The organism is Vibrio vulnificus CMCP6 (assembly GCF_000039765.1).
GTDB lineage: Bacteria > Pseudomonadota > Gammaproteobacteria > Enterobacterales > Vibrionaceae > Vibrio > Vibrio vulnificus_B.
Map to the genome: position 1 here is coordinate 966375 of NC_004460.2, position 25059 is coordinate 991433.

Annotated in this window: 26 protein-coding genes; 9 read left to right on the forward strand and 17 right to left on the reverse strand. The window is 45.6% G+C overall.

Features of this window, described 5'->3' with window-relative positions; translation table 11 throughout:
- Positions 1-46: 46 nt before the first annotated feature.
- Together VV1_RS19250 and VV1_RS19255 are read right to left on the reverse strand one after the other, a co-directional pair.
- A complete protein-coding gene (locus tag VV1_RS19250) occupies positions 47-547 on the reverse strand; it encodes a cytochrome b/b6 domain-containing protein (protein WP_011081802.1) in 501 nt (166 codons plus the stop codon).
- A complete protein-coding gene (locus VV1_RS19255; protein ID WP_011081803.1) occupies positions 540-821 on the reverse strand; it encodes a PepSY domain-containing protein in 282 nt (93 codons plus the stop codon). The genes VV1_RS19250 and VV1_RS19255 overlap by 8 nt, the downstream gene beginning before the upstream one ends.
- Positions 822-945: 124 nt before the next feature.
- On the opposite strand from VV1_RS19255, the gene VV1_RS19260 reads away from it, so the two are divergent.
- A complete protein-coding gene (locus tag VV1_RS19260) occupies positions 946-1419 on the forward strand; it encodes an HIT family protein (protein ID WP_011081804.1) in 474 nt (157 codons plus the stop codon).
- Between the two features lie 10 nt (positions 1420-1429).
- On the opposite strand, the gene arsB is transcribed toward VV1_RS19260, so the two are convergent.
- Together arsB and VV1_RS19270 are read right to left on the reverse strand one after the other, a co-directional pair.
- Positions 1430-2494, reverse strand: coding sequence for an ACR3 family arsenite efflux transporter (arsB, locus tag VV1_RS19265; protein WP_011081805.1), 1065 nt, complete (start codon positions 2492-2494; stop codon positions 1430-1432).
- A gap of 32 nt (positions 2495-2526) precedes the next feature.
- Positions 2527-2874, reverse strand: coding sequence for a metalloregulator ArsR/SmtB family transcription factor (locus VV1_RS19270; protein ID WP_011081806.1), 348 nt, complete (start codon positions 2872-2874; stop codon positions 2527-2529).
- Positions 2875-3184: 310 nt separating this feature from the next.
- Between VV1_RS19270 and VV1_RS23000 the strand changes: the two genes are divergently transcribed.
- Positions 3185-3970: a substrate-binding periplasmic protein gene (locus VV1_RS23000; RefSeq protein WP_011081807.1), complete on the forward strand. Its 786-nt coding sequence runs from the start codon at positions 3185-3187 to the stop codon at positions 3968-3970.
- A 66-nt stretch (positions 3971-4036) separates the two neighbouring features.
- Here VV1_RS23000 and VV1_RS19285 read toward each other — a convergent pair whose 3' ends face one another.
- The 4 genes from VV1_RS19285 to VV1_RS19300 form a co-directional block, all read right to left on the reverse strand.
- Positions 4037-4420 carry a hypothetical protein gene (locus tag VV1_RS19285; protein WP_043921262.1) on the reverse strand — a complete coding sequence of 128 codons (384 nt, stop codon included), beginning with the start codon at positions 4418-4420 and terminating at the stop codon, positions 4037-4039.
- Between the two features lie 168 nt (positions 4421-4588).
- Positions 4589-5713, reverse strand: coding sequence for a M20 family metallopeptidase (locus tag VV1_RS19290; protein WP_011081809.1), 1125 nt, complete (start codon positions 5711-5713; stop codon positions 4589-4591).
- A 12-nt stretch (positions 5714-5725) separates the two neighbouring features.
- Entirely contained in the window at positions 5726-6193 is a 468-nt protein-coding gene (locus tag VV1_RS19295; RefSeq protein WP_011081810.1) for a YjiG family protein, read from the reverse strand.
- Positions 6190-6939 (reverse strand): nucleoside recognition domain-containing protein, encoded by a 750-nt coding sequence (locus VV1_RS19300; RefSeq protein WP_011081811.1) that lies wholly within the window; start codon positions 6937-6939, stop codon positions 6190-6192. The genes VV1_RS19295 and VV1_RS19300 overlap by 4 nt, the downstream gene beginning before the upstream one ends.
- A 409-nt stretch (positions 6940-7348) precedes the next feature.
- Here VV1_RS19300 and VV1_RS19305 point away from each other — a divergent pair, with 409 nt between their 5' ends.
- The gene (locus VV1_RS19305; protein ID WP_011081812.1) at positions 7349-7738 is read left to right on the forward strand and encodes a DUF302 domain-containing protein; all 390 of its coding nucleotides are present in this window, start codon (positions 7349-7351) and stop codon (positions 7736-7738) included.
- 105 nt (positions 7739-7843) lie between these two features.
- Here the strand turns inward: VV1_RS19305 and VV1_RS19310 are convergent, their stop codons facing one another.
- The 3 genes from VV1_RS19310 to kdgK form a co-directional block, all read right to left on the reverse strand.
- Entirely contained in the window at positions 7844-9907 is a 2064-nt protein-coding gene (locus VV1_RS19310) for an alpha-amylase (RefSeq protein WP_011081813.1), read from the reverse strand.
- A gap of 319 nt (positions 9908-10226) precedes the next feature.
- Positions 10227-10850 carry a bifunctional 4-hydroxy-2-oxoglutarate aldolase/2-dehydro-3-deoxy-phosphogluconate aldolase gene (locus VV1_RS19320; protein WP_011081814.1) on the reverse strand — a complete coding sequence of 208 codons (624 nt, stop codon included), beginning with the start codon at positions 10848-10850 and terminating at the stop codon, positions 10227-10229.
- Positions 10851-10862: 12 nt separating this feature from the next.
- Positions 10863-11792 (reverse strand): 2-dehydro-3-deoxygluconokinase, encoded by a 930-nt coding sequence (gene kdgK, locus VV1_RS19325; protein WP_011081815.1) that lies wholly within the window; start codon positions 11790-11792, stop codon positions 10863-10865.
- A gap of 216 nt (positions 11793-12008) precedes the next feature.
- On the opposite strand from kdgK, the gene VV1_RS19330 reads away from it, so the two are divergent.
- Entirely contained in the window at positions 12009-12887 is an 879-nt protein-coding gene (locus tag VV1_RS19330; protein ID WP_043921263.1) for a DMT family transporter, read from the forward strand.
- A 297-nt stretch (positions 12888-13184) separates the two neighbouring features.
- On the opposite strand, the gene VV1_RS19335 is transcribed toward VV1_RS19330, so the two are convergent.
- Entirely contained in the window at positions 13185-15869 is a 2685-nt protein-coding gene (locus VV1_RS19335; RefSeq protein WP_011081817.1) for an ankyrin repeat domain-containing protein, read from the reverse strand.
- Between the two features lie 128 nt (positions 15870-15997).
- Between VV1_RS19335 and VV1_RS19340 the strand changes: the two genes are divergently transcribed.
- Both VV1_RS19340 and VV1_RS19345 read left to right on the forward strand, forming a co-directional pair.
- Positions 15998-16915: a viperin family antiviral radical SAM protein gene (locus tag VV1_RS19340; protein WP_011081818.1), complete on the forward strand. Its 918-nt coding sequence runs from the start codon at positions 15998-16000 to the stop codon at positions 16913-16915.
- A gap of 85 nt (positions 16916-17000) precedes the next feature.
- Positions 17001-17618: a deoxynucleoside kinase gene (locus tag VV1_RS19345; RefSeq protein WP_021279224.1), complete on the forward strand. Its 618-nt coding sequence runs from the start codon at positions 17001-17003 to the stop codon at positions 17616-17618.
- 401 nt (positions 17619-18019) lie between these two features.
- Here the strand turns inward: VV1_RS19345 and VV1_RS19350 are convergent, their stop codons facing one another.
- The 5 genes from VV1_RS19350 to kduD form a co-directional block, all read right to left on the reverse strand.
- Positions 18020-18586 (reverse strand): hypothetical protein, encoded by a 567-nt coding sequence (locus VV1_RS19350; RefSeq protein WP_011081820.1) that lies wholly within the window; start codon positions 18584-18586, stop codon positions 18020-18022.
- A 347-nt stretch (positions 18587-18933) separates the two neighbouring features.
- The gene (locus VV1_RS19355; protein WP_011081821.1) at positions 18934-19569 is read right to left on the reverse strand and encodes an RpiB/LacA/LacB family sugar-phosphate isomerase; all 636 of its coding nucleotides are present in this window, start codon (positions 19567-19569) and stop codon (positions 18934-18936) included.
- Between the two features lie 40 nt (positions 19570-19609).
- Positions 19610-19930, reverse strand: a complete 321-nt coding sequence (locus VV1_RS19360; RefSeq protein WP_011081822.1) for a cupin domain-containing protein — start codon at positions 19928-19930, stop codon at positions 19610-19612.
- Positions 19931-19950: 20 nt separating this feature from the next.
- The gene (locus tag VV1_RS19365; RefSeq protein WP_011081823.1) at positions 19951-20463 is read right to left on the reverse strand and encodes a YgjV family protein; all 513 of its coding nucleotides are present in this window, start codon (positions 20461-20463) and stop codon (positions 19951-19953) included.
- A gap of 15 nt (positions 20464-20478) precedes the next feature.
- Positions 20479-21240, reverse strand: a complete 762-nt coding sequence (gene kduD / locus VV1_RS19370) for a 2-dehydro-3-deoxy-D-gluconate 5-dehydrogenase KduD (protein WP_011081824.1) — start codon at positions 21238-21240, stop codon at positions 20479-20481.
- 261 nt (positions 21241-21501) lie between these two features.
- Here kduD and kdgR point away from each other — a divergent pair, with 261 nt between their 5' ends.
- The 3 genes from kdgR (at position 21502) to VV1_RS19385 (ending at position 24968) form a co-directional block, all read left to right on the forward strand.
- Positions 21502-22284 carry a DNA-binding transcriptional regulator KdgR gene (kdgR, locus tag VV1_RS19375; RefSeq protein ID WP_011081825.1) on the forward strand — a complete coding sequence of 261 codons (783 nt, stop codon included), beginning with the start codon at positions 21502-21504 and terminating at the stop codon, positions 22282-22284.
- An 80-nt stretch (positions 22285-22364) separates the two neighbouring features.
- Positions 22365-24230, forward strand: coding sequence for a DUF294 nucleotidyltransferase-like domain-containing protein (locus tag VV1_RS19380; RefSeq protein ID WP_011081826.1), 1866 nt, complete (start codon positions 22365-22367; stop codon positions 24228-24230).
- Positions 24231-24233: 3 nt separating this feature from the next.
- Positions 24234-24968 carry an exonuclease domain-containing protein gene (locus VV1_RS19385; protein ID WP_043921264.1) on the forward strand — a complete coding sequence of 245 codons (735 nt, stop codon included), beginning with the start codon at positions 24234-24236 and terminating at the stop codon, positions 24966-24968.
- Positions 24969-25059 lie beyond the last annotated feature (91 nt).

The window sequence follows — 25059 nt, forward strand, 5'->3', positions numbered from 1 at the left end:
TGAAATAAAACCAGCGCAGAGCATTCACTGCCCTGCGAATGTGCTGCTAAGGCAGCATCGATTTGAGATAATTTTTGCGATTCCATTTGCTCATAAAAATCACGGCCGAGACGTGAACTGCAACGGCCACTAAGGTTAGGTTGGCAAGCACCTCGTGTACTTCCTCTAACCACTCTTCTCCCCAGAAAAGATCGCTCTCGGTCAACCAACCACTGCCTGCGGTTGCGATGAGCAGGCTCCACAATAGCCAAATCATCACCGCGCCCGCTGGGTTGTGACCAAGGTGCTTATCCTGCCTGTTGCTCACCACTTCTTTTAGGTGGACCAGCGCGGCTGAAACAGAAGGCAGAAAGCGAGTTAAACGTGCAGGTGACTCCACCACCAGCCCCCAAGCAAGACGAAGGCTCAAACTCAGTAGGATCAAATAACCTGCCCAGTGATGCCATTCGCTGCCCTCTTCCAAGACAAAAAAGTTGGCCAAAAACAGCACTGCCACTGTCCAATGGGTTGCTCGCACAACCCAATCCCATTTAAAGGTGTTAGTCATCCAACTCTTCCTTCACTTTGCGCATGTCGGTGGGATCAAAATAGATTTCGACGCGTTTGTTCTCTTTGGTGTGACCATACAATTCATAGCAACCGGTTTTGGTCTTTTTGAACACTTTGATTTTGTAACCCATCGCTTCCACTTGAGATTTGGCTTGCTCAAAGTTAATCCACTGCGATTCCGGTGCATTCGTGCACTGTGGATCGGCCAATGCACTGGTTGCGCTGCCCATTGAAATCAATGCGATGGTGGTCAAGAGAAGTGTTTTTTTCATGATGGGGTCCTTGTGTGTGCTTCAACAAGGCGAATCATATCGAGCGAAACTTAAGATTGGCTTAAGAAATAAAATGAATGAATAATGAAGGCGGGATGAAAAAGAGATCAACAAGGAAAAGACTGTGGCAACAGAGCAAACTTGCATCATCTGTCAGATTCAACAAAACAAACTGACACATTTTCTTATCGCAGAGCAAGATGGCTTCAAGGCGGTACTCGATAAATACCCGATTGCAGAAGGACATATTCTGATTCTTAGCCCAAGTCACGCATCTCATTTAGAGCAACTGTCTGACAGTGAATATGCGACTCTCTTTCAATTTGCGCGTGATATTGGGCAGCAAATGTCACATGTCTATGATGGTGTTTGTGATTACAACGTAATCATCAACAACGGCCAATATTCAGGCCAACATATTCCCCACGTGCACCTTCATCTGATCCCAAGAAAGAAAGGGGATTCCGTGCACTTTTATTGGCGATTGTTAACGCGGTTTATTAATCCTCTGAGCCCGATGAACACACTTGCAAGACTCAAACGCGTTCATCAAAAATGGCAACAGAGGATCTCTATAGTGGACTCTTCAAAGAGTTAAGAGCGGAAGACTAAGCATCGTATTTGCGCTTCATTCTTAACGCGACATTGACCAACGCAATCAACACAGGCACCTCGACCAGAGGCCCGATCACGCCAGCAAACGCTTGGTCTGAATTGAGTCCAAACACCGCAATGGAAACGGCGATCGCAAGCTCGAAATTATTACCAGATGAGGTAAAAGCGATAGAGGCATTTTGATCGTAAGGCAGCCCTAAGCGCTTGCCGATGTAAAAGCTGGCAAAAAACATCACCATAAAGTAAATCACCAGCGGGATAGCGATTTGGAACACATCCATCGGCAACTCGATGATCATGTCACCTTTGAGGCTGAACATCAGCACGATGGTGGCGAGCAGCGCAACTAATGTAATGGGCGAAACACGTGGGATAAACACCTCGTTGTACCACTGCTCACCTTTGGCGGCGACCAGCCATTTTCGGCTTAAAAAGCCCGCTAAGAATGGGATACCAAGATAGATCAAAACACTTTGTGCGATGTCGAGAATCGTCACATCGACCACCACGCTTTCCAAGCCAAAATAGGGCGGAAGCACCGTGATAAACAACCACGCCATAAAGCTGTAGGTAAAAATTTGAAAAGCGCTGTTCAGCGCTACCAACGTGGCACCGTACTCTTTATTGCCGCCGCTGATGTCATTCCAAACCAGCACCATTGCGATGCAGCGTGCCAAGCCAATTAAAATAAGCCCGACCATATACCCCGGTTGATCACGCAGGAAAATGATCGCCAAAACGAACATCAAAATTGGCCCGACGATCCAGTTCATCACCAGCGACAAGGTGATGGCGCGTTTATCGCGAGTCACTTCACCCAGTAGGCTATAGTTGACCTTAGCCAGTGGCGGATACATCATTAAAATCAACCCAATAGCCAACGGAATATTGGTCGAGCCCACCGAAAGCGCTTCATTCCACTGCGCGACTTGAGGGAACAGCACACCAATGCCGACCCCCACCGCCATGGCGAGAAAAATCCATAACGTTAGGTATCGATCAAGAAAGCTCATCTTTTGATAAGCACTGCTCTCTTCACAACTGACGGTCTGGTTCATATCAACCTCTTTCAAATTTGTTCTGGATGCGCTTATTGGGCGCAATGACTCACATCGCTGCGGCAAGACTTGCCAAGGATGCTTTCTAGCTCTGATTCAATAAACGCAAAATTGTTTTCCAACGTGGTTTGCAGCACTTGCTTCATCCAAGGAGCAAGCTGAGGATGGATTTGGTAGTAGACCCATTTACCGCGGCGTTCATCCAACACCAGCTCCTGCTTACGTAGCTCAGCCAGATGGCGAGAGACTTTCGGTTGGCTTACATCCAGGGCTTCCATCAAATCACAAACACACAACTCCCCGAGCTTTTGCATTAAAAGCAGAGATTTAAGACGAGTTTCTTCCGAAAGTGCTTTGTAGAGAAAAACGGGATTAGACATAGCAAACACTCAATCAAACACATACGGAAAATCATATATATGGAAAAACATATGTCAAGTTATGCAAGGAGAAAATCGGAAATGAGAGACACCCTGTGTCACTGCACGTCGCCGCTTAGGTATAAGCCGACAACGGTAGAAGCGGGCAATGGTATAAGCGGTCAATGGTAGCAGGCACTGCTTTGGGTCGAATACGTTCTGGAGTCAACATGCTGACGAATGGCTCACTTTCTCCGCAAATCGGGGTCATGATGCGCTTCTGAGCTCTATACTGAGAGAAATAACAGTCATCGAATCCAGAGCAAACTGAATGCGCTATCTATTGTTCCTGTTTTGTATGTTGCTGAGCCCATTCAGCTCACACGCTTCGCCCGCCACGACAATAACGCTGGCGTACTCAGACGTCGAATCCTTCCCCTTCCAAATGGGCAATGGCAACTTGGTTGCCGAGCCACCCGGAGTCTCCGTCGATGTCATCGAGCAAGCCGCCCGTCTGCTCAATATTAAAATCAACTATGTCAGGCTTCCTGGTAAAAGGGTTTTAAGCCAGATCAAAGCGAACCAAGTGGATGGCGGATTTATTTTTTCTTACAGTCAGGAGCGAGCTCAATACGCGCGCTATCCGATGAAAGATCAACAAGCCGATCACACCTTGCGCATCGCCACACTAGACTATTATTTTTACAAGCTAAAAGAGCAACCGTTCGCATGGGACGGCGTGCAACTGAGCTCTATTGGAGGCGTCCCCGTAGGGGCTCATACTGGCTTTTCCATTACAAAGAAACTGAAGGAGAGTGACGTCAACACCATCGAGATCGGCAGCACGGAAAAGCTATTCGAGATGCTCGGCAAACGACGCTTAACCGCCATTGCTATTCAGAGCAACATTGCCACCAGTTACATTAATGAACACCACCTTTCCAGCGTCGAACGCGTTTCCCCACCGATATCGACCAAGGATTACTACCTTATTTTCAGCCATGAGTTTGCCGAAGCGAATCCGCAATTAGTGCAAAACATTTGGGAAATGATAGGCCTTATTCGGGATGACGTGATCGACACCAGCATCAAGAAATACTTAACAGGTACTGAGTAAATGTCTCTCCTTGCGCGAATGACAAAGAGAGACAGGCCAGATAAGCGATGAGAAATTGGCGGCGGTTTACTCGTCATCCTCCTCCAGTTGTTTTAGCTCTTTTTCGATATTCTCTTCTTCCATTTCAAGCTTTTCGCGCTGATCTTTTAACGCTTGCTTTTTCTCTTTGAGCGCTTGTTTACGCGCTTCTTTCTCCTGCTTATTCATCTCCTTCATCGCTTTTTGTTCTTCTTTTTTGCCTTTTTCTTTGGCGGCTTTTTTCTGCTCTTTTTCCAGTTTTTTCAAACACTCTTTGTCTTTCTTGTCACAGTGTTTTTGCATCATTTCTTCGGTATGTTGCTCCACCGCTTCCTTGCTGGGTTTGCCTTCCCCTGCCCAGTTCGGTTTTTCAGCCAACGCCAGTGGTGAAGTTGCCAGCCCGATAACCAGAGTGATCAATAACGCTTTCATAGTGAGTACTTCCTTTGTGGATACATTGATGAAAGCGTAGAAGAGGCCAAGTAGAAATGACAGGTTCAAGATTGAAATCTGTGGCACAAACTCACAGCCAAACAAAAACCCCGTGGTCATGCGATACCACGGGGTTTTTATTTAATGCCTTATTAAACAGTTAAACGTTTAAGCTGCCAGCTTTTCAAGCACACGCATCAGCATACGGATACGAGGTTCGATCGAGGCCAGCACTAGATACTCTTGATCGCTGTGGAAACCCGCGCCGATTGGGCCCAAACCATCAAGGGTAGGCACACCTAAAATCGCCGTGTTGTTCGCATCAGAGCCACCACCCACCGCGTGCCAATTCAGATCAATCGACAGCTCTTGCGCTGCGCTTTCCACCAACTTCATCAGGCCTTCGGTCTGCTCGCTTGGCACCATAGACGGTTTGTACGCCTCACGTTCGATGGTCACACTTACGCCGTCCACAAATGGCGTTTGCGCCATGGCGTTGAGTTGGGTGTCTACGTCATCGTATTCTGCGTTGTTCCAGAAACGCACGTCCACCACCGCTTGCGCATGTTCCGGCACAATGTTGGCACCCGCACCACCAGACACCACACCCACGTTTAAGGTGGTGCCCGATTCAAAGTTGGTCATCGCATTGATTGCCATGATCCACTGCGCCATTTCGGTGATCGCGCTGCGGCCTTTTTCAGGATCGTTACCCGCGTGCGCCGCAATGCCTTTGAAGTTGATCTTGTAACCTGCCATGCCTTTACGCGCTTTCACTAAGCCGCCATCGGCACGAGCGGCTTCGGCCACCAGCACGTTTTTGGCCAGTTTGGCGACCGATTGAATCCATTCAACCGAATCGCCAGAGCCTGTTTCTTCGTCTGGATTCATGCAGATGCAGATAGAAAGCTTGTCCAGCACTGCTTGGTCCAAATTGCGCATCGCGTATACGATGTTGAGCAAGCCAGATTTCATGTCTGACACGCCTGGGCCGTACGCTTTCTCAGCGTCTAGCGACATCGGGCGCGCTGCTGCCGTACCGACAGGGAACACGGTATCCATGTGACCAATCATCATCACATCGATGTGCGCAGCATCCGGTTGGTTGCTAATTTCAAGACCCACACCCGCTTTACCGCAATCGACACGCTTGACCTGCCAGCCGTTCATCGCTTGAAACTTTTGCTCAAACTGGCTGGCAATATATTCGATGCCTTCTAGCGTGTAGGTACCGCAATCAACGTTGATCAGCGGCTTTAGTTCTTCCAGATAATGCTCGAGAGAAAATTGCATATCTTACTGCTCCTAGACAAACAGGTTCATCACCAGCATGGCGCCAAAGGCGTTCAATACTGAAATTGCGATCATCACTGGAATGTAGCGGCCTTCGGTGCCGATAGGACCCAAGATACGGCCAACATACTGCACTTGTGAGCCCATTAGGTAGATCGCTGGTGCCAAAATCGCAATGTGAGTGCCGTTAAGGATGCCTTGGTCAAACAAGCTGATCACCACACCCACTGCACCACCCATCGACATCCACGCGCCGATCAATACTGCTGCGGCTTCACCCGGCAAACCAAACACCGCCATCACAGGTGAAAATACGCTGCCCATCAAATCAAGTGTGCCCGTGATTTGCAGTGCTTTGATGATCACAAACGCCATCAGAACGTTAGGAACGGTCGAGGTGGTGGCAATAACCCAGCCTTTTTTCGCGCCTTCAACAAAAATGTCGGTCACAATCGGCTTCTTTGCTTTTACTTCACTCATTTTGCTGCCTCTTCTTTTAGCGTTTGTGGTTTGTCTTGATCCGCGTTGTCTTGTTTGTCTTCTTTACCTTCCGTTAGGTTTAGGTAGATGCGGAACAAGTTCGCGCCGACGATTTTGAAGACGAACATCACGGCAACTGCGAGGCCGATAGACGACGTTACCGCTGGTGAACCATCCGCCATGGTGAGGGTGAAAAGCACCGCGCCAGAAGAGAAGAAGTTAACGATGGTAGCACCGGCAGTGAACTGGAACATGGTGAACACGTCCGTTTCGCGCTTGGTCAGGTGGCCTTCGTCTTTCAATTGACGCGTCATCGCCGCACCCGCATCGGTACTTTGCAGCGAGGCAATCAATGCAAGACCCGTGTTACCTGGGATGTTCATCAGTGGGCGTAGTAGTGGCGTCAGCAACTTGCGTGCTGCATCCAATGCGCCGTAGTGCTCAAGCACGTTGATCATCCCCAAAGCGAACATCACCGTTGGAATTAAGGTCAATGCGAAGATGAAACCATCACGCGCACCGCTACCGCCCGTACCACGGAAAGAGGTGGTCATGGCTTGTACGCCATCGGCCGTTTCGTTCACGCCGTACGCTACTTTACCGAACGCACCGTTTAGCGTCGTAAAGTCAAAAACGCCATACCACTGATTCGATTGCAGTAGGCCCGAGAAGAACACAACGGCAAACGCGAGAGCAATGTAGCTCCCAATCGTTACCTTGCGTTCTGTTTGAACAGGAGTTGTCATAAATTCACCTATGGTTGTGGAACTGAACGCATAGGATCTTGAACGTAGAAGATGGGTTACATACTGATCAGGGTCAACCCCCGCGCCAAACGATTAAATAAGCCACTATTGAAATATTATTTTTTGATAACCATCACAATTAACATATTATATTAATTAATAACACAAATTAGGTTTTTTTAATCCATTCACAACCAAGCAAATTGGAAACCAAATCCCTCACATTTCATAACAGTGTGCTAGCAATTTTTATGGCTCTTTTGCGGCAAACGTCGCTTTTCTTTCGCGAGATAAAAGAGATTTGCGGCGATCATCGAACTTTCACCGTTTAAACGACCCTTTTGCCATTGCTCAAACGCCGTCTTTCTCTCCTATACTCAAACGGAATTTATCCATCAAGGAGATAAACATGTACGGATTTAGCACTCAGTTTGCTGGCAGCTATGAACAAGCGATCGAAAAAGTAACGCAAGAACTCGCCAAAGAAGGCTTTGGTATTTTGACCGAAATTGACGTCAAAGCGACCTTAAAGAAAAAGATCGATGTGGATAGAAAACCTTATGTGATTCTCGGCGCTTGCAACCCTCACTTGGCCAATCAAGCCATCACCGCCGAGCCAGACATTGGCTTATTGCTGCCGTGCAATGTGGTGGTGCGAGTGGAAGAAGATGACAGCGTGACGGTGGCGTTTATGGATCCGTCTGCGGTGCTCAGCATGGTGGATCAGCCCGGTATCGAAGGGCTAGCAGGGCAAGTGAAAGAGAAACTGATGCGCGTTTGCGATGGGCTAAAACAGTGATTCGACACTCACGCCTCTAACTCTGTATTGCTCAACCAGCACATCTCGCTTAATGTTCGCCACCACTCTGGGTGGCGAACATTGAGGACAAGGTACTTCTCGTCGCTATTGCACGGCGTGACCAACAAACGCCACAACCACTTTGTCATCCCCTAAGGTGCGGGAGAAAACGTACGCGCCAGTTTGTTCAATCTCCTGATGCACACCAGCGCCAATCGCGGGATGCGCCCGGCGGAACTGGCCCAGTTTCTGCCAATGATTGAGCAATGTTTGTTGCTCTGCGCTCAATTGCCATACCATGTCCGAGCGAGTGCCTTGATGGAAATCATCCGCGTATGGGCCAATATTGCGCCCTACTTCATCACCATAGTAAATCTGCACCGCACCAGGGCTGAGCAGCAATGCGTTCGCGGCGTTGCGCTGCACGGCATAGTCTTTAAATCGGCTAAAGAACAGCTCAGTATCGTGCGAGGACATGTAGCTCACTGGATTAAAATCACTCTGCTGCGCGATGGTGTTGGCGTAATCGCGATAGGTATCGGCCATTTGGCTAAAACAGGCTGCGCCTTTATCGAGTTTCTTCTGCATATCGAAGTTGATCAGCGCATCAAAACCGTCGTCAAAATAAGGGCTGCGGTAGGCTGAGTGGCCCCACACTTCCCCCATCATCCAAAATGGCGCACCCGATTGGCCATTGGCTTTGCGCCACGCATCGAGGCTTTTCGTCGCTTCTTGTTTCAGGCGCTTCCACACTTCGCCTTCAACGTGTTTGACCGTATCTACCCGATAGCCGTCAATACCAAAGCGTTTCACCCAATCGGTTTGCCACTCAATCAAATAGTCGCTGACGGTGTAGTTGTCACGCGCCACCACGCGCGTACCGGGGTTCTCTAGCAGCCACTGTGGTGGCGTCACCGCTTGGGTCGACTCGGTGCGAAAATCAGGCAACCCAGCGAGAGACAAAGTAATGTCGCTGCTGCCCGGTTGTTGGTAACCCGGAAGCCCAGTTCGCACCCAATCTGCCCCCCACCACTGTGACCAGTTTTGGCTTTGATAGTCGATCGCAGAGTGGTAGCTATGCCAGTTTTCACCCGATGTTGGCTGCCAGTTGGCCCATTTTTCTGGCAAGTTCGCTTCTTTTGTCGTCACTTGCATGCCATCAAATTGCAGATCCGCCAGTGTTGAATACCCGGAATGGTTGATCACCGCATCGAGCAGGACTTTGATGCCGCGTTTATGCGCCTCTTCCACCAGAGTTTTCAAATCTTCATCGCGGCCAAAGTTCTCATCGATCTTGGTAAAATCACGCGTCCAATAGCCGTGATAGGCATAAAATGGGAAAGAGCCGCTGTCGCCACCACCAACAAAACCGTGCACTTGCTCCACAATCGGCGACAACCAAATCGCATCAGTGCCGAGACGTTGAATGTAGTCGAGCTTTTCAATCACCCCTTTAAGATCGCCCCCGTGGAAGGTGCCGATTTCCTCTTTACCATCCTTCTGACGACCATAACTTTGGTCATTGCTGGTGTCGCCATTGTTAAAGCGATCCACCATCACGAAGTAAATATTGGCGTTGCGGTAATCGAAAGGGCGCGCTTTTTTGTTTTGTTTAACCGGTTCCAGCAGCACCAAACCGCCAGATTGCGCTGATGGCGTTAAGCTCACTTTGCCTTTTTTCACGCTCACCACTTGGCCGCTGTAGGCGTCACGCAGTGAGGTGCCGTCTTTGAAACTGTCGCCCAGTTCAATCGTCACTTCACCGCCTTGGTAAACTTCACAAGTCACCTGCGGCAATGGGCGTTTGAATTCGGTTTTAGCGACCTTTTTCGGCTCACGTTTGAATGTCAGCGTGTTGGCGTTCGCGTCTAGTTCAAAGCTGTAGTCACCCGTAAAGCGGATTTTAAGCGGAAGTTCGGTCACTTTGCCACAATTCAGCGCAATGGGTTGATTGAACTTAATCACCTGCGCATCTGGCGCTTGGCAATCACCTTCCAGCCCAGTGATTTTCAGTTGATAGCTCTCTTTGACCAGCGGCACCACTAATGGCTGCTCGGCACTGAGCGGAAAATCTCGGCTGTTGGTGGTGGTTGAAATGGTTAAATTCGGCTCGGCAATCGCCGCTGTCGAGCTGAGAAGCAGAGTTAGGGTTATGGCGTTCAGTTTCATCGTTCAGTCCGTTGTTCACGCCTTCTCCTCTCAAGTCACCATCGATCCTCAGAACAATAGATGCTTAAAGCAATGGAGACTAAAAAGGTAGACGTTTGATCGTTTTTATCACGCTCAGAATAAAACGACGGAATAACAAACACATCCTTCTCACCCCCTACGCCCTAAAACTTTGCCGAGGTCACAAATTCGCCGCTAGGGGCGTAGAAAAACGCCTGCAACCAGTGCAGGCGTGGCAAAGAAGAGCCAAATATCTTCGATTTCTAAAGCAAATATCTTCGATTTCTGAAGACAGTGAAGGGAGCCAAATCAGGGGGAATTAAGCGATAATGCCCGCAACTTCGCGTACTAGCTTCGCTAGATCGTCCCATTGCTCGTTATCAATCAAATCACCCGGAACCATCCAAGTGCCACCACACGCCAACACAGCAGGGATAGCAAGATAATCTTTGACGTTGCTTGGGCTAACGCCGCCCGTAGGCATAAATTTCACTGGGTAAACCGCCGTTAGCGCTTTCAGCATGTTCACGCCACCCGAAGGCTCTGCAGGGAAGAACTTCAGGGTACGTAGACCCATTTCCATCGCTTGTTCAACCAAACTTGGGTTGTTCACTCCCGGAACAATGGTCACATTGCGCTGTTGGCAATATTTCACTGTGGTTGGGTTGAAACCTGGGCTGACGATGAAATCCACACCGGCCTCAATCGCTTCATCCACTTGCGCAGAAGTCAGTACCGTACCTGCGCCAATCAGCATTTCTGGGTACGCTTCGCGCATGTTTTTGATTGCCAAAGCCGCATCTGCAGTACGGAACGTCACTTCAGCACAAGGCAAGCCATTTTCAATCAGCACTTGCGCCAATTTTACCGCTTTGTTGGCATCTTTGATGGCGATAACCGGAACCACTTTGATTTCAGCAAGCTGTTGATTTAAATCTTTCATTTGTTTGAATCCTTAAATAGTTGGCATCGCTTCGCGAGGAATAATTGCGCCACGATGTTGAATAACATGACCTGCAACAGTGTGACCAGCAAAAGCAGCTTGCTGACAATCACCACCCAAAATACGCTTTGCAAGATAGCCAGCACTGAATGAATCTCCCGCGGCGGTGGTGTCGACAACATGGTCAATTTTGAGTGGCGCAACCGCATGACGGCCCGCTTCTGTAACGACAAAACACTCATCCCCACCACGTTTGATGACGATTTCACTCACACCAAACCCCTTGGTGCGCTCAATCGCTTGATCTTCATGGGTATCGCCCCACAACAGCATCTCATCATCAAAGGTGAGAAATGCCATATCGGTGACTTGCAGAATTTGCTGGTAGAACGCTTGTGCGTCCGCCACGTTGCTCCACAGCGCAGGGCGGAAGTTATTATCAAACGCGATTTTCACCCCATCACTGCGGCAAAGCGCGAGCAGTTTGATCAGCGCTTCACGGCAATCTTGCGACAGTATCGCCAAGCTGATACCACTGAGGTAAATCATTTGATGCTGACACAGCTCTTTCGCCAGCGTCAGGATGGCACGGTCACGCAGCCAGTATTTCGCCGCCGAATCGTTGCGCCAGTAGAAGAAGCTACGCTCACCATTGTCTGCCGTTTCGATGGCATAAATGCCTGGCAATTTGTCTTGAGAAAGGTACACCATGTCCGTGTTAATACCTTCGTCTTGCCATGCGGCAAGCATTTCTCGGCTAAATGGATCCTGTCCTAATCCCGTAACATAAGAGGTTGAAACACCGGATTGCTGGGTCAAACGGGAAAGGTAAACTGCGGTGTTGAGTGTATCCCCACCAAAACCTTGTTGTAGCTCGCCGTTGACCTTTTTCAGTTCAACCATGCATTCGCCAATAATGGCAACGCGATTGATGTGATTCATAGGATGTCTCCTTAACGTAATTGCTGCTATTATTACAGCAACAAAACCATGAGACAATATTTTTAAAACAATGGTTCAATTATTCGTGAGCAAGATCCAACTCTGCAGTTTTGGCAGGTTCGAGTTCTACCGCTCTCTGATAGCATCACGCCACTGACCTTATTCACCACACTCGCCACAATGCTGGCAGTAGACGAGCCTTTAGCACTTCATATCATGAACAACCCAACCGTTTCTCGCGCCATCTTTCTACTGGTGACGGCCAATTTGCTTGCTTCCCTCTCGGATGTGTCACTCAAAATACTCAATGGCGAAGTGCCGACGTTTCAATATGTGTTTATTCGCCAGTCGATCAGCCTAGTGCTGCTATTGCCTTTCTGGCTTCGTCTGGAGAAATCGCAGTGGGAAAAGGGCTGCGACTGGATCACCTTTTGGCGCGCGCAACTGATCTTGCTCGGCAGCGCGTGCGCGATGATAGCGATCACCCATTTGCCACTGGCGACCGCCAATGCCATGTTCTACGTTGGCCCACTGCTGGTATTGCCTCTGGCTTTTGTCTTTTTGGGGGAACGCCCTGCCGCAGGAAAAATTGTTGCAACGTTATTGGGCTTTGTTGGTGTGCTGATTGTGCTGCGCCCAGAGCAGTTTCATTGGGCAGCGATTGTGGCATTGGGCAGCGCGTTATCCATGGGCGTGGGTAATATTCTGATCCGCAAAGTACCTGCCGATCAGTCGCTGATTTCCACGCTTTTTTGGACGACCTTAATGACGCTGCCCTTTGCTTTTGCCCTCGCCTACTGGCAATGGAGCGCGATTCGCTTCGAGCATATTTTATGGATTGTGGCGATCAATCTGTTTGTACTCGCCTACCACGCTTTGGTGGTGAAGGCATTTCAGCAAGCTCCGGCAAGCCAGATCGCTCTGGCCGAATATTCTGGCTTAGCGTTTGTCACCTTCTTTGGGGTGATTTGGTTTGATGAAGTGCCAGACAGTTACACCGTTTTAGGCATTCTACTGATCATTGTGCCTATGATGCCCATCCGCTGGAAACATTGGCTTAAGGGCAAAAGACGCACAGCGGTGAGTAAGGGTTAAGTACAGTTCTGTGAGGAGCGAGTTAGAGGGAAGGCTCTAACTCGTTGTTGGACATTTTTAATTTGACACCGACGGACTAACTTTCACCCTATTAATAACTTTTAGTATCCAAAAGCACAATCAGGTACTGTTTATCACTGTTCCTGAGATTCAAAGAAATGGACAAAAACTTCCATCTTCAACCAGTTGTGTTAGATTCATATTATGCACTTTTTCAGCATAACATGCAGATCATCCTTAGAAATACTTGTCCCCTGAAGTAAATTTCAACTCAAATCGAAACTTATAAATAAATCATTAAAAAACCTCTAAGATTTTCTTATAAGTCTCGTGTGTGACAATACTACGGCCTTCAGACAAGAGAAAGTTCTTCAGAACGTCGTAAGCTAGCGGATTATTGCCAATTTCTCTGGCCAATTGCTCAGGTATTATTCCTTTTGAATCTTCAATTTTTAGTAGCCCAGGTTTCTTTTCAATTAATAGTTCAATTATAGGCAGATCACCCATGCGAATAGCCGTATGTAACGCTGTTTCACCTTCTTCGTTAATTAACGTCGCATCACAACCATGCTCTAGTATGAGATAAGCTGATTTTAAGCATCGACTAGCTGCTGCTGCATGTAGGGCGGTTCTACCCGTGAAATCTTGAAGATTCGGATCTGCGTTTGCTTTTAGTAATGCTTCTACCGTTTGATGATCTCTGTTGTTTGCAGCTAACATCAAAGGTGTCTGGAGTTTAAAGTCAGTTATATTAACGATTTCTGGCCATAATTCGATGATTTTCCTGATGCCTGTAACCATCGCACTAAATACATTACTAACTTCATTAGCAATATCGACTTGTACCATCTGTTTATAAGAATTTAATTTAGCACGCATTTCATAGCTCATCTTCATCATTAGCAAAATGATGCTATCTGCTTGTGGATATTTCAGTTGTTTATTTTTTAAATCTTTGTGTTTTTTAAGTACTAGCTCAATAGAATATCCATTTTTTATACACTCTGCGAAATCACGACTAAACTTTCCCATATCGCTAGAACAAGAAGAAAAAAGCGGTTGATAGTTAGGATAGCATTGATACAACTTGTCCCAAAAATACTCATGTAACTCACGCGAAACGTCATAAATATTAGATTCTACTTTCAGTCCACCCCAGTAGTACATGTCTCTAAAGTACTTTTCGTGATTATTAGGAATGAGTTTTTGGTTTGCTATAGCCAATGAGAATGCATCTCTAGCTAACAATCCTCTAAACTTTCCAAAGCTGTATTTCTTACATTCATCGATAGCCAAATTAAGATTTTTTTCTGCTTCTTTAAGCTTGTTCTGCGCAATATAATGAAGTGCTTCATAACGTAGTATATTTGCTTTTGAAAATTTAAAATCATCACAGTTTTTCGCCTCATCTAGTAAAGCAGATACTTTTTCTTCGGTTTTTGAACCAAACTTCTTAAGGAGTAGATGAGTTTCTAGTTCAAATAATATTCGCCTCATCGACTCTGTAGGCGTGGCTTCTAAAGATTTTAACCTTTCAACAATCATTTCACCTATATTAGGATTTGAATATTGATTCATCTGAACGATTCTAGCCCCATATACTAGCTCAAAATCATCAATATTCTGTAATTGTTTAAATGGAGCTTTGTTTTGTTTTAGTTTATCTATTAAAACATCTCTACGCATAAGGTAATTATTTGAATAATCACCTTCTTCTTTTATAAGTTTACACATTTTTTCAAATTCATCTTGAGACGTAGGAAAGACATTATCTAATATATCCTCTTCTCCAGAACGGCTAAAAATACAATTAATTCTATCTAAAGCACTCCATGGGATATCGTGTTCATTGTCTGTGGTAAAAAGTCGTAATAAATCATACCTATAAAAGGAAGGAAGTTGTTCTTCAAAATACTTATTTTCCGCATGGTATCCTAAACTTCCCTTTTGAATATGAGCTTTAAAAGTTATATTATATACGTAGTTGTAAAGTTCAACTAATTGGAGTGTTTTATTTTCATTTAAGTCAAAACATAGCTTATCGACTCCAGGTGTTAAATACTTAACTAATTGCTCATACCCCTCTTGAATAGCTCTGGCTATCAGCAACCTCATACGTATCACTTCAGAGCTTGGTGCCTGATATCGTACTTTTAGTTTCTGTACAAAATCTTGCTGCTCCGCTGCTGGGCATTCACTCCTTATTATTCGCTTTAAGTCTTCACAATCAATAGCTATTTCATGCTGTAAGTCTTCATAAGACAAACCTTTTTTTTCAATAAACTCCAGAGCCTGTTCAAATTGCGAAGACTTTTCATCAGGCTCAAAGCAGCCACAAAATTGTATATTCACTTTATCGAGGAACAGATTATTAATACTTGATACTTCAGGAGTACTCTTGGCTTTTTTCCAATTGTAAAGGTTCTTTAACACTGTACCGTGGCCATCATGAATTTTTAGATCTTTTTCCAAATTGCTAGCAATAGATTCATGAGTTCCTTGAATTAAATCGATGAGCCAATTCAAGACTCGCGGTACAGGGAGAAGAAGCTGCTTAGGTTCAATCGTAGAGTCTACGGCAGGAAGATACCAAAACCGTCCGCCAGGCATACCCTCATCCATTTTTGATTCAATTTGCCAAAATACCGTATGTCTCGCTAGAGCTGGTATGATAACCCTGGCTAAATAATGCCAAACGATTTTTCTTTGTGACGCCTTTGAAGAATAAACATTAAGCTCGATGTTCTTATGCATCAAGTAATCGTCTGCAACATTGGAGGTCAGATCTTTTTTCGCTCTTTCATCAAGCCCTAAAGCATCCGCTATATCATCCAAAATACTTTCCCAAGTATTAGATAAATTATCCATCGTCATCTCGACATATTTAAACTTGCTTTTCGATTTTGACGTCATCTGACCATTAGCGCCAAGCGCTTTAGCAATCTGAAGAAGTACCGATTCGAAGGTTGGAAAAGTAGCCACTGAATGTCCTTTTATTGTTTCGTTTTCCGCTAGAAAAAGAAAATTGAGGGGGGGGGATGTTGCTTTTCCTTTTTCTACAGAGCCGATTTTATCATACTGAAGCCATCTGAATACCTGAGAATAAAAGCATGACAACAGCACAATCTAGAAAAACAAAAGAACTGGTAATCAATTGGCACATGACAGAAGTCTGCAATTACAGTTGTAAATACTGTTTTGCAAAATGGGGACGCCCCAAAGAACTCCATCGTTCAGAACAGGCAATCGATAACTTATTGGATAAGCTAGCAGACTACTTCATCAAAGGCACTCCAGTCTTAAAAGAAAAGCTGGGGTACGAAAGTGTTCGTCTTAACTTTGCAGGAGGGGAACCAATGATGTTAGGAAATACGTTCGTTACCGCTTTGGTTCTTGCAAAACAAAAAGGATTTAAAACCTCAACCATAACTAATGGACATTACCTAATTCATGGAAAATCACCGTTGCCGAAAGATACTTTAGACATGATTGGAATCAGCTTTGACAGTCAGTACTTAAGTACACGTATGAAAATAGGAAGAAACGATCGAAAAGGAAACTCTTTTGGCGTTAATGATTTAACACATGCTCTAGCGAGACTCACACAGTCACAAACAGGAATCAAAACAAAGATTAATACTGTAATTAACAGTCTTAATTGGGAAGAGGATTTCACTAATTTAATTTCTAGTCTAAATCCATACAAATGGAAAGTGTTACAGGTCATGCCTTATGGTGATAATGAACTACTAATTTCCAAAGAACAGTTCGATAATTTTGTTCATAGACATAGTGGATTAGGATTACCTATTTATTTTGAGTCTAATTCTACTATGACAGAATCATACTTAATGATTAGTCCAGAGGGTTGCTTTTACCAAAACACTGCCAATAAATCTGGGTATAAATACAGCGAATGCATTAATTCATGCGGTGTGGAAAAAGCTCTTTCTCAAATAGAGTTTAATCCAATTACGTTTGCTTCAAGATATAAAAAAACTAATATTGACATTGTAGATGTATCATAAAATCTTTTAACAAAAATGAAACAAATAAACTAGATTCCTTATTATAGGAGCTATAAATAATCACAAAATATTAGATGAGGAACAAGTGAATAAATTTATCGTTTTTGAAGGGTTAGATGCATGTGGGAAAACAACATTAAGCTCTATATATGCGAAAGAAATGAATACTATCGTTCATAATGCGGTAGTCCCTGAAGCTCATGATCTAAGAAAGGTCATTGACTCCTATGAGTCAAAAGAGAGTGCATTTCTATTTTTTTTGTTAAATAATTTATTGAAGAGTAACGATGTTTCGAAATTATTAAACGATGAAGATGTCATATTAGATAGATATGTATTTTCAACTTTGGCCTACCAAACAATTATGCTTGGGGAAGATATTGTCAAAAATATTTTTGACACACTTAAAATTAATAAAAAAATACTTCTTCCAGAAGTGATAATTTTTGTTAAAGCTGATATTGAAACAATAAACAACAGAATAGAGGCCAGAGGTGGCACAGTTCAGTGGTACGGCGATGCAGTTACGCAAAATAATAGTGTTGAATCAGCATATCACAAAGTTTTTAAGTGGTTTGATATTCCAATTGTAGAGGTCGATACATCAGAAAAATATGGCCGTTCGGTAGAAGAAAATTACCTACTAATGAAAGAACAGGTCGAGCACGTTCTTTCGGGAGGGAGTAATTTTTACAGTTTCTAGTTCAATATCTCTCGGTGATATTGTATGAACATGCAGACGTAAATTACTGGTAAAGAAAGCCGTTTCTACTTATGTTTGGACGAAAGAGAGGACTACTGCTCCGTGATCCGAAATAAGCAAATGTAAGGTGAGATCCTGGCTAGATTGAAATGCAACTTATTGCGCAAACTCATATAGGGGCAATTTCGTGTTACATACCCCGTCAGCACACCTTTGGACAAAGACGTACTATCACCTTTGCTAAATTAGCAATTAATGAATAAATGTAGGTATGGAAAGTAGTTAACTTTATGCCCAATATCAATGGTGCAGATCACTGATTACATTTACCTTAAACGATAATGCCTCACCTTACCCAACACAGGGTAGAAGAGTTTTCCATCTACCCATTGGCTCGCCATTTATCTTGTTATCCGAATACGAGTTTCTAACGTTTCCTCGTAAATATCTTCAACATGATAAGGCTCTATCGGTTCATTAGAAATAAGCCATTCACCTATGATTAAATCGTCTTCCGTTTTGATCGAAATACAATTGCCATCAACAAGCACAATGTTGAAGCCAAAGTCATAAATGACAACCTCTGAAGAAGGGATAAAGACTTTAAAGTTTTCTTTTACTGCTTTACGACTGCGTAACCTAACGACTTCTATAAATTCTATTGCCTTAGATTCTTCGAAAAGCTTTACCTCCTCAAGTTGCCCTGCCTTAACGTCTTTTGGGTTCAATTCATGAATAAATCTTGCAATAGGCAAATGAAAGTCATGACCTTGAGGGCTGGTATACCAATCGTTGCTTAACTCAATAAAACCGGTAGGTATCTGGAAAAATAAAGAATACAGGCTCGTCACTGTATTCGATTCAAAGCTAGTGCCCTCACTGCTCGCCATCACTTTACATTTTAGCCCTATGATGGATCGCAGTGCCTGTATAGATTCACCATCCATCTGATAATTTAGCGTTTCCATTCTCTACCGCCCTAACTCTGGCTAACACGATTAATTAATGTAAATTTAGTCCTGACTATTAACAAGCAACTTCTTCAAATCTCCTCATGGTTGGACACTTGATCTTATTATTCGTGATAGGTGATTAGAATGCGGGGTTTATGACGCGCTTACGGTAGATCACTCTATGCCTTCAGATAACTTTTATAGGGAAAACGCACGCCCCTAGATTTTGTAGAGTATTAGCTCTGAATGATTTAGGGGCAAAAACACCTCAGAAAAACCAACTCCCCCCTCCCAAATAAAACAAAAGCCAGCATTTGCTGGCTTTGTATTAGTTCCCGAAAAAGTATTAGATGACTGAGTGCTTAGTCGATCAGCGAGCGTACGTACTCAGCGATTTCTGGCACTTGGCAGTTTGCGAAGAAGCACTCTTGGAATTGCGCACCGCCAACCGCTGTTTTCACCAACTCTTGGTCAATTGCACGTAGGCCTTCAACCACATCTTTCGCAACCGCTGCTTTTACGTTGTTTAGGATCGCCGCATTCGCTTGCTGTGGTGCCGCACGCTCAATTGGGTAACCTTCACCACGGTTACCAGTGAACGCTTTTTCGAAGATGTAACGGACATTGAGCTCGCCCGCCCAGCCAAAACCTTTTGCAAACGCGAGAGAAATAGCATTGCCGTTGTTGATTTGGTTGAACAAAAAAGCATCTGACGGCTCTAGGCAGTAGCCACATACCACGCCTGGGTGTAGGTTGCTCGACATCATTGCGCCTTGGCCAGTGCCACAACCGGTTACCACAAAGTCTACCGCTTTTGAGTTCAGTAGAATGCTTGCCATGATGCCTAGGTGGATGTAAGTCAGGTGATGGTCATTTTCATCTTTCATGCCGACGTTGAATACGTCGTGGCCTAGGCCACCTGCTACGCTGTTAAGCTCTGCTGCAACCATCGCGTTTTTCGGTGCTTGGCTGTTTTCCATCATTAGTGCAATTTTCATCTGTTACTCCCGCGGTCAAACCGCAATTCAAAAATAAATCTTAAACGAAATCTTTACGCATTGGGGTGAAGGTATCAATCAGTACACCCGCTTCTAGACAAACACAGCCATGTTCGACGTTTGGCTCTTTGTACATAGTATCGCCTGTTTTGACGATTTTTTTCTCATCGCCAATGGTGAATTCAAACTCACCCGATAACACATAAGTCAATTGCTCATGGGGATGTGAGTGCATGGCACCAATCGCGCCAGTTTCAAAATGCACTTCCACCGACATCATGTTGTCGCTGTGTGCCAGCACTTTGCGTGAAATGCCTTGGCCAAGATCTTCCAGCGTAATGTCTTGATTAAATACAAACATGCTTCACCTATCTGTCTGTTTTACTCGTTAATCGGCACCAAATGCTGCCGATGTAACCGATAAATCGTGATGAGGTTGGTGGCGATCACTGTCATCTCTAACAAGGTGCCACCAATGGAACCCACTAAAATGTTATTGATTAACCAGCAGGTCGCTCCAACCAGAAAACCAATCCGCATGCGGATGCCGTTCAACACGAATAATGAATAGGTGCCAATCACTGTCCCTAGAATTGGCCATAATTCCCACCAGTGTTGCGCCATCCACACGCCGCTAGTAACACCGATGACAATAAAGAATGCGGCTACCCATCTCGAGGAGGTAAAGATCGAGGTGGTGGTGCGTAATGCAGAAAGCAGCGCACTGAGTGCAGATACCATCGATCCTAGCAGCAAAAAATGGAGAAGATGATTGAGATTGAACACCAACATCAGGATTTTCAAATGCCTGTCATTTTTCTGGTAAAAGGTGGAGATTCCCAAACCAAAACTGAGAAACCCTAACGCTTGTGCCAAATCAATCTCGACCATCATCTTCTCACAATTAGGTTAGCGTGATAGCCAGCCACCATCTACCGCAACGGTGTAACCGTTAATGTAGTCAGACGCTTTCGACGCAAGGAACACACAAGGACCAGCCAAATCTTCCGGCGTGCCCCAACGGTTTGCAGGAATGCGCTCTAGGATTTCTTGGTTGCGTTGCTCATCAGCACGCAGTGCCGCTGTGTTGTTGGTTGCCATGTAGCCCGGTGCAATCGCATTCACGTTGATACCGTGTTTTGCCCACTCGTTTGCCATAAGGCGAGTCACACCCATTACGCCACTCTTAGACGCAGTGTATGAAGGCACGCGGATACCACCTTGGAAAGAAAGCATGGATGCGATGTTGATGATCTTGCCGCCTTCGCCTTGTGCAATAAATTGTTTCGCCACCGCTTGAGACATAAAGAACACGGATTTGATGTTGATGTTCATAACGTCATCCCAATCTTGCTCAGAGAACTCGATCGCGTCGTTGCGGCGGATGATGCCTGCGTTGTTCACCAAAATGTCGATGCGGCCAAGCTCAGTCACTGCGCGATCAACGATTGAAGGAATATCATCTAGTTTCATTAGGTTAGCGCGGATATCGACGAACTTACGTCCCGTCGCTTGGATTTTTTCCATTGTTTCTGTTGGTTCACTGATGTTCACACCAACGATATCGCAACCTGCCTTTGCTAAACCCAGCGCCATGCCTTGACCTAAACCGGTGTCACACCCCGTGACGACTGCTACTTTGCCTTGCAAGCTAAATGAATCAAGAATCATGTAATGCATCCTCTAGAATACTGAAAGAAGTGAACCGACGTTTTGGTTGTTGTTCACTGTGGTAGGATAAACATAACAGCAAAATGGCTACGCTCGCAAATATTTTTGAAAAGACGTTTCAAAAATATTGATGGATGTCTTATTTTACTAAAACGAACTAAGTGAGCGGTTTCAAAATTATGAAAAGGTATTTTAAAAATAGTGGTGATACAGAAAATCAACGATATAATGGCAAAAAACACAACTAAAGAAGGGAAAACAATGGAAAAGTCGACACAGCCAGAAGCTGTTTCGTCAGTGATGAAGGTGTTCCACATCCTTCAAGCACTGGGTGAGCAGAAGGCTATTGGCGTATCAGAATTGTCGCAACGTCTTATGATGTCTAAGGCAACCACTTACCGTTTTTTACAAACCATGAAGTCACTTGGGTATGTTTCTCAAGAAGGCGAAGCGGATAAGTATTCACTCACTTTAAAAGTGTTTGAGCTGGGTGCTCGCTCACTGGAATACGTTGATCTGATCGAATTGGCCGACAAAGAAATGCGCCAAATCTCTCAACTGACCAATGAAGCGCTTCACTTAGGTGCACTCGATGAGAACGCGATCATCTACATCCATAAGATTGATTCCGGTTACAACCTGCGCATGCAATCGCGCATTGGCCGTCGTAACCCTCTTTACAGTACTGCTATTGGCAAAGTGTTGCTTTCCGAACGTGAAGAGAGCTTTATCCGTGAATCTCTTGCCGATGTTGAATTCATCAAACATACAGAAAAAACACTAGAAAACACGGAACAAGTGCTTGAAGAACTGGCGAAAGTGCGTGAACAGCATTTTGCAGAAGATAACGAAGAGCAAGAACCGGGTTTACGTTGTATCGCGGCTCCGATTTATGATCGTTTTGGTCAAATCATTGCGGCGGTATCTATCTCGTTCCCAACCATTCGTTTTGATGAAGAGCGCAAAGATTACTATGTGGGTCTGCTTCATCAAGCGGGTAAGAACGTTTCTGAGCAGCTTGGCTACCACAGCTACCCTGCTTAATGATTGACGAGCAGCCCTCGGGCTGCTTTTTTTGGCGCAATATCAATTGATGAAACGCCGTTTTAATTTAGAGGTGAGCGATGGGCACATCCGTTACTCCAAACATTGTTGATTTCCTAGTCCGCATTGATCCGTTTGATAAATTGCCAAAGGCTTTGGTTGAATCCCTTGCCAATTCGGTACAGATCAAATATTTGGTGAAGGGAGAAACCATCAGTTTTAGCTCACTTTGCGAAACGCGTTATCTCTATGTCATTCGCACGGGCGCGATTGAACAGCGCACGCCAACGGGTGATCTTCGCGCTCGCCTCGGCCACGAGGACCAGTTTGGTTTTACCTTCCTCGCCCCTCTCGATAATGCCGAAAACGGCTATCAAGCCGAAGCCATTGAAGATGCGCTGCTCTATTTGATCCCGCATCACCAACTGAAGAAAGTGTGCGACTCGCACCCTGAGTTTGCCGACTATTTCGCGGCGCAAGCTAACCTTCGCTTGAGTTCGGCGGTCAACTTCGTCTGCCAGAAAGAAGAAAAAGGGCTGTTTTTCCGCACGGTCGGTGAGATCGCCAGCGAAAACATCGCCATCGTGAAGGTGACGGATTCGATTCGGGATGTCGCCCTTGCCATGTGCGGTAAACAGCGCAGCTCTTGCGCAGTGGTGATGGATGGCAATGACATTGTCGGTTTGGTGACCGACCGCGATATGACGGCCTCCGTGGTGGCGAAAGAGAAAGACGTCAGTGAGCGCATTGAAAGCGTTATGACGCTGAATCCAGTATTGATCGAAAGCGATGCCAAAGTGATCCAAGCGATCTCCCTCATGCTGCAATACAACATTCGCTGCTTACCTGTCGTGAACCACGGCAAAGTGGCCGGCTTGCTGACAACCACACATTTGGTACACAACCACCGCACCCAATCGCTGTTCTTGATTGAGAAAATAAAATACGCCAGTTCGCTAAATGCGCTAGCGGCGTTAAAAGAAGAGCGTCAAACCATTTTCCAAGCATTGGTCGAAAGTGGCGTCAGCGCGGAAATCCAAGGCAAAGTGATGTCGATGATCATGGATGCCTTTACCCGTCGCATTATCCAACTCAATGAAGAAGTGTTGGGCGCGCCTCCATGCGATTACGCTTGGATGGTAGCAGGGTCGCACGCGCGCAATGAAGTGCACATGCTCTCGGATCAAGACAGTGCTATCGTCCTTTCCGACGACGCGACCGAAGAACACAAGCTCTACTTTACCCATTTGGCCATGCGCGTGTGTAATGGGCTCGCTGCGTGCGGCTATCCGCTCTGCGATGGCAAATACATGGCGGCGTCTCCCAAATGGTGCCAGCCTGTCTCACGTTGGAAAGAGTATTACCAAAAGTGGGTGGCAAGCCCGGAATACAACAAACTGCTCTCCATCAGTGTGTTCTTAGAAGTTCGCTCAATTCACGGCAGCCGTGAATTGGTAGAGCAGATCCAACAGCATCTACACCATTGCATTCAGCAAAGTCCGAGTTTTATTCCTGCTTTGGTGCGCGATGCGATCGACACTCAACCGCCATTGGGCATTTTTAACCATTTGGTGCTGGAAAAAGGCGGCCAAAACAGCAACACGTTAAACATCAAAAAATACGCACTTAATCTCATCATCGATCTGGCGCGTATTTTCAGCTTGGCCGCAGGAGGCTCCCTAACAGGCACCGAAGAGCGATTCCGTTTTGCGGTCGAACACGGCACCCTATCAAAAGGCAGTTGCGACAACATCATTGGCGCCTATCGTTTCATTACTCAGGTACGTTTTCGTCATCAGTTGAATGCCATTTTGGCAGGAAAAACACCCGACAATCATATCTCTCCGGATGAAATCAGCAGCTTTGAACGCAAACACCTCAAAGATGCCTTTAAGATCATCAGCGAGTTGCAAGATGTCGCCAAACTGAAGTTTGTTAAAGGCTAGATGATGATAAAGAAATGGTTCAAGCGCTGGGACACCATGCCCAGCCAAGAACAGATACGCCAACAGATCGTCGTTGAATCGGCGTGGCCCGAAGCGCTGCAAAACTACCTGAATACGCCGCTCATTGCACAAGAGACGCCACTTCATCAAGTCTCGTTTCTTGCTTTGGATTTTGAAACCACTGGGCTTGACGCAAAACACGATAAAATACTGTCCATCGGTATGGTGGATTTGACGCTCGAAGGCATTAACCTCTCAAGCGCAGAAGAGATCCTGCTCAACCATGGCGCGTACATTAAAGCCGAATCTGCGCGCATTAACGGCCTAACGCCACAGGCGCTAGAGCAAGGTTGCTCGCTAGAGCAAGGTTGCTCGCTAGAGCAAGGGATGATGCGTTTATTTGAACGTGCACAAGGCAAAGTTCTGCTCGCGCACAGCGCAATCATTGAACAAGGTTTTCTCCAAGCCTTTGCTCAACAACATTTTCAGCTTGCCAAATTGCCTTGCCACTTCGTGGATACACTGCAAATTGAAAAGCGCTTTAGCTACGCAGGGAAAAGCGGCCAACGCAGCAGTTTTCAACTTGATGATTTACGACGTTGTTATCACTTACCCGATTACCATTCTCATTCTGCCGCCAGTGATGCCTTGGCCTGTGCGGAGTTGTTTATCGTGCAAAGCAAAAAACTCGATCTGAATAAACAACGGCAGTTAAACACGGTTTTGTGCTCCATATAACGTCAAAGCCAATCACGCTGTTTATCCATGCTCGTGGGTATTAAGCACCATCTCTTGCTCTTAGAAAAAAGTCGACGGCAGCGCAAATCTG